This is a genomic window from Ramlibacter sp. (assembly GCF_028292805.1).
Lineage (GTDB): Bacteria > Pseudomonadota > Gammaproteobacteria > Burkholderiales > Burkholderiaceae_C > Ramlibacter.
On the sequence record NZ_JAQGLS010000203.1, the window covers coordinates 1 to 4,585 of the forward strand.

General features: G+C 68.7%; 4 protein-coding genes and 1 pseudogene. All 5 read right to left on the reverse strand.

The features are described 5' to 3' along the window. Positions 1-410, reverse strand: a pseudogene (locus JWP65_RS12620) (hypothetical protein); the annotation flags it as partial. Between the two features lie 137 nt (positions 411-547). Then, complete coding sequence (locus JWP65_RS12625) at positions 548-1,033, reverse strand: Crp/Fnr family transcriptional regulator (RefSeq protein ID WP_299764214.1); 486 nt, start codon at positions 1,031-1,033, stop codon at positions 548-550. A gap of 135 nt (positions 1,034-1,168) precedes the next feature. Next, positions 1,169-1,432, reverse strand: coding sequence for a hypothetical protein (locus JWP65_RS12630; protein WP_299764216.1), 264 nt, complete (start codon positions 1,430-1,432; stop codon positions 1,169-1,171). 112 nt (positions 1,433-1,544) lie between these two features. Continuing rightward, positions 1,545-2,969 carry a tRNA uridine-5-carboxymethylaminomethyl(34) synthesis GTPase MnmE gene (mnmE, locus tag JWP65_RS12635; protein ID WP_299764218.1) on the reverse strand — a complete coding sequence of 475 codons (1,425 nt, stop codon included), beginning with the start codon at positions 2,967-2,969 and terminating at the stop codon, positions 1,545-1,547. Positions 2,970-3,051: 82 nt separating this feature from the next. Then, the gene (yidC, locus tag JWP65_RS12640) at positions 3,052-4,539 is read right to left on the reverse strand and encodes a membrane protein insertase YidC (RefSeq protein WP_299764220.1); all 1,488 of its coding nucleotides are present in this window, start codon (positions 4,537-4,539) and stop codon (positions 3,052-3,054) included. Between the last annotated feature and the right edge of the window lie 46 nt (positions 4,540-4,585).

Below are 4,585 nucleotides of genomic sequence, written 5' to 3' on the forward strand. Positions count from 1 at the left end.
GCCGCCTGGTCGTTGGAGCGCCAATACACCGCCGTCACCTCGATGTCGTGCCGCTGCCTGGCGGCATGGGCGATGCCGGCTTCGATCGCGGCCAGCTGCCCGGTCTCGCTCCCGGTGCCTTGCGCCAGGTCGACCATCACCAGGAACTGGCGGCCGCGCGGGTCGAGCGACAGCACCTTGAACTTGTAGCAGGACGACAGCACGCCGGCGCGCATCATGGCATCGCGCACCACCGCGTACAGCAGTTCGCGCCGCGCCATGCGTTCCTGCTTGCGGTTGGCGGGCTGCGCGCTGGCGGCGCCGCCGGCAGCCGCCAGGGGCTTGGTGGAATCCAGGCGGGACAGACCCGAAATCGGTGGCGGCGTGGGTTGCGGTTTTTTTCTGGGTGCAAGCCAGTTGAACAGGGACATATCGGCCTTTCTGCGGCGCGGTTCTTGGTATGAGGGTACGGCTTGGGACAGTGCAGCAACCGCCTGCCCGCGGACGCCGCGATCGAGTCACGATGCGCCCGGGCCGGGGCTGCCGGCGCGAGAAGTTTCCGCCGCCTTCAGGTGACGGCGACGCGCTTGGGCCGGTTGCCGAGCCGGCGCGAGACCAGCGAGCCGAGGGCCATCGCCAGTTCCACCGCCAGCACCGCCTGGCGGTTGCTCAACTCGGTGAAGCGGATCGGAGTGAGCGACCAGATCTTGGCGACTGACGCCGCCTGCACGGTGGCCGTGCGCGGCAGCCGCGTGAAGAACGCACCTTCGCCGACTGCGGAGCCCGGGCCGACCGATGCCAGCCGCAGCCGCTTCTTGTCGTCTTCATAGTGCACCGTGAGCGAGCCGGCCTCGACCAGGTAGACGGTGCGGTCGGCAGCCCCCTGCTCGATCAGCACCTGGCCGGTCTTGACCGCGAACGGCTGCAGGTAGCTGCCCAGCAATTCCCATTGCTTGGCAGTCAGCGCCGGCTGGAACGTGTCGGCCCCGGGGTTCCGGGCGATGGACTGCACCAGGCCCTGGACATCGAACTGGATGGGAAGCGGTGCATTCATGGCACGAACACTAAGCCCCGGCCAGCCGCCACACAAGAGTTGAAATGTTCGATTACAGGAGATACCTGACCGGTGTGCGTGTACGCCACCAACGGTCGGCGACGGGCGACGAGCGGTCAGCCTGTGCTCCGGCGCTCACGACCGGCTGGCGAAGAACAGGGCGGAAGCGATGGCCCAGAGCGCGGTGGCGGCGGCCCAGGTGGCGATCAGGGTCAGCCAGTGGCGCGGGCCGGGCGCCAGGCTGCGCGGTGGCGCGTGCGGCGCGTCGGAACCACCGCACTCGGTGCACTGCGGCACGTCCAGCGCGTGGTTGGCCCCGCACTTGCCGCAGCGCCAGTACGAGCGCGCCACGCGCGCCATGCGGCGCGGGGTCTCGTGAAGCTGGCTGCAGGCGGTCATGATGGTGCTGCCTTGGGCAGTGTGCGTGCAGGCAGTGTCGCGCCGCTGCGCCTGCCAGCCATGGCCACATTGAGGGAAGGGGACGACGGTGCGATGACACCGCCAGCGGCCGCTACTTTCCGATGCAAAAGCGGCTGAAGATCACCCCCAGCAGGTCGTCCGCGCTGAACTCGCCGGTGATTTCGTTGAGCGCGTTCTGCGCCAGCCGCAGCTCCTCGGCCAGCAGGTCGAGCGCCTGGGCCTGCTGCGCGAGCAGCCCGGCCGCCTCCATCAGGTGGCCGTCGACCCGGCGCAGCGCGTGCAGGTGGCGCTCGCGGGCGATGAAGACGCCTTCGGGGGCGGACTGCCAGCCGGCGACGTGGAGCAGGCGCTGGCGCAGGGTGGCCAGGCCTTGGCCGGTCTTGGCCGAGAGGGTGATCGCGGTTGCTGGGTGCCGAGGAAGAGAAGGCTCCCTCCGGCCCTGGAGAAGGGCTGGGCTGGGGGCGCTCCCCGGAACGTCCACCTTGTTCCACACGTCGATCACCGGCACGTCGCGCGGCAGCTTCTGCTGCAGCATGGCCGCGATCGTTTGGTCCGCCGCGGCGTACTCCGCCTCCCCGGCCCGCGTCAGGTCGTGCAGGAACAGCAGCGCGTCCGCCCGCTCGATCTGGTCCCAGGCCCGCTCGATGCCGATCTGCTCGACCTGGTCGCCGCCTTCGCGCAGGCCGGCCGTGTCGATCACGTGCAGTGGCACGCCTTCGATCTGGATGGTCTGGCGCACGACATCGCGGGTGGTGCCCGGGATCGCCGTCACGATCGCCAGCTCGGCTCCGGCCAGCGCGTTCAGCAGCGAGCTCTTGCCCGCGTTCGGCTGGCCGGCGATCACCACCGAGATGCCTTCGCGCAGCAAGGCGCCTTGCCTGGCGCGCTGCATGACTTCGCCCAGCCGCGATTGCAGCCGCTCCAGTTGGCCGGCCGCGTCCGCCTTCTGCAGAAAGTCGATCTCCTCCTCGGGAAAGTCCAGCGTCGCTTCCACCAGCATGCGCAGCTGGATCAGCGCGTCGCGCAGCACGTGGATCTCGCGCGAGAACTCGCCGGCCAGCGAGCGGGTCGCGCTGCGGGCCGCCGCTTCGGTGCTGGCGTCGATCAGGTCGGCGATGGCCTCGGCCTGGGCCAGGTCCAGCTTGCCGTTGAGGAAGGCGCGCCGAGTGAACTCGCCCGGCTCGGCCACCCGCAGCGCCATCCCGGCGCCGGCTTCCAGGCAGCGCGCCAGCAGCAGCTGCAGCACCACCGGCCCGCCGTGGGCCTGCAGCTCGAGAACGTCCTCGCCGGTGTACGAATGCGGGGCCGGAAAGTGGATCGCCAGGCCCTGGTCGATGGCGCTGCCGTCGGCCGCCTTGAAGACGCCATACGTCGCTTCGCGCGGCTTGAGCGCGCGGCCGCACAGGGCGGCGATCACGGCCCCCACGTCCGGCGCCGACACCCGCACGATGCCCACGGCGCCGCGGCCGGGGGCGGTGGCGATGGCGGCGATGGGCTGGTCGAGGCGGGAAAGCATGGCTGCAATTGTCGGGGCAAAAGAAAAGCGGCCGGGCGGCCGCTTTCGAGTCGGCGGGGTGCGGCCGCGCCGCACCACCAGCCTACTTGGTGAACTTGCTGAACTTGGGCAGGTTGAACTCCGGCGGCACGCCCATGCGCACGTTGATCAGCCATTGCTGCGCGATCGACAGGATGTTGTTCGTGATCCAGTACAGCACCAGGCCGGCCGGGAAGAAGAAGAACATCACCGAGAAGATCAGCGGCATGAACCACATCATCTTGGCCTGCATCGGGTCCGGCGGCACCGGGTTGAGCGCGGTCTGCAGCAAGGTCGACAGCGTCATGATCACCGGCAGGATGAAGAACGGATCCGGCGCGGCCAGGTCGCGGATCCACAGGATCCAGGGGGCGTGGCGCATCTCCACCGACGACAGCAGCACCCAGTACAGCGCGATGAACACCGGGATCTGCACCATGATCGGCAGACAGCCGCCCAGCGGGTTGACCTTCTCTTCCTTGTAGATGCGCATCATCTCTTGCTGCATCTGCTGCGGGTTTTCCTTGTAGCGCTCGCGCAGGGCCATCACCTTGGGATTGATGGCCTTCATCTTGGCCATGCTCTGGTAACCCTTGGCCTGCAGCCAATAGAAGGCGATCTTGATGATCAGCACCAGGCCCATGATCGACCAGCCCCAGTTGCCCAGGAAGCCGTGCAGCTTGTCCAGCAGCCAGTACAGGGGCTTGGCCAGGATGGTCAGCCAGCCGTAGTCCTTGACCAGGTCCAGGCCGGGGGCGATCTGCTCCAGCATGGTCTCGACCTGCGGCCCGGCGAAAAAGCGCGCATCCACCGTCCCGGTTGCGCCCGGCGCCACCGAGGCCAGCGGCGTGATCATGCCGGCCGAGTACAGGTTGGCGTCCACCTTCTGCATGAACAGCTCGCGCGGCCGGCCGTCCGGAAGGATCCAGGCGCTGGCGAAGTAGTGCTGCACCATGGCCACGTAGCCGTTGCTGGCGGTCTTCTCGAAAGTGGCCTTGCCCTTTTCGATGTCCTTGAAGTCCACCTTCTGGAACTTCTGCGCCTCGGTGTAGGCGGCTGGCCCGGTGAAGGTGGAATAGAACGAGGATTCGCCAGGCAGCGCATTGCCGTCGCGCACCAGCTGCAGGTACAGCTGCGGCGCCACGGCGGCGGCGCCGGTGTTCACCACTTCGTGCTTGACCGGGATGGCGTAGGAGCCGCGCGGCAGCGTGTAGGTCTTGACCAGCTTGACGCCGCCTTGCACCGGCGACTCGAAGCTGACCACCAGCTCGCTGGCGCCGTCCTTGAGCGCGCGGTCACCCGGCACGGCCGTCATGATGGTCTTGTGGGTCGGGAAGTCGCCGCCCACCAGGCCGGTCTGCGCCACGTAGACGCGCTCCGGGCTCTGGTCCAGCAACACGAAAGGCGACTGCTTGTCGTCGGCCTTGTGCCTGAGGAACTCGGTGCGCACCACGGTGCCGCCTTCGGTGTCGAAGGTCACGCGCAGCACGTCGGTGCTGACGGTGAAGCGCTCGCGCTGGGCCGCGCTCGGGCCTGCAGCCTGGGCCGGCACGCCGGAGCCGGCAGCTGCCGTGGTGGCGGCCGGCAGGCTGCCCGCG

Excerpts from the sequence above, each read along its gene's own strand:
- JWP65_RS12625 (WP_299764214.1), bottom strand. The coding sequence starts at position 1,033 with ATGAATGCACCGCTTCCCATCCAGTTCGATGTCCAGGGCCTGGTGCAG.
- JWP65_RS12630 (WP_299764216.1), bottom strand. The coding sequence starts at position 1,432 with ATGACCGCCTGCAGCCAGCTTCACGAGACCCCGCGCCGCATGGCGCGC.
- mnmE (WP_299764218.1), bottom strand. The coding sequence starts at position 2,969 with ATGCTTTCCCGCCTCGACCAGCCCATCGCCGCCATCGCCACCGCCCCC.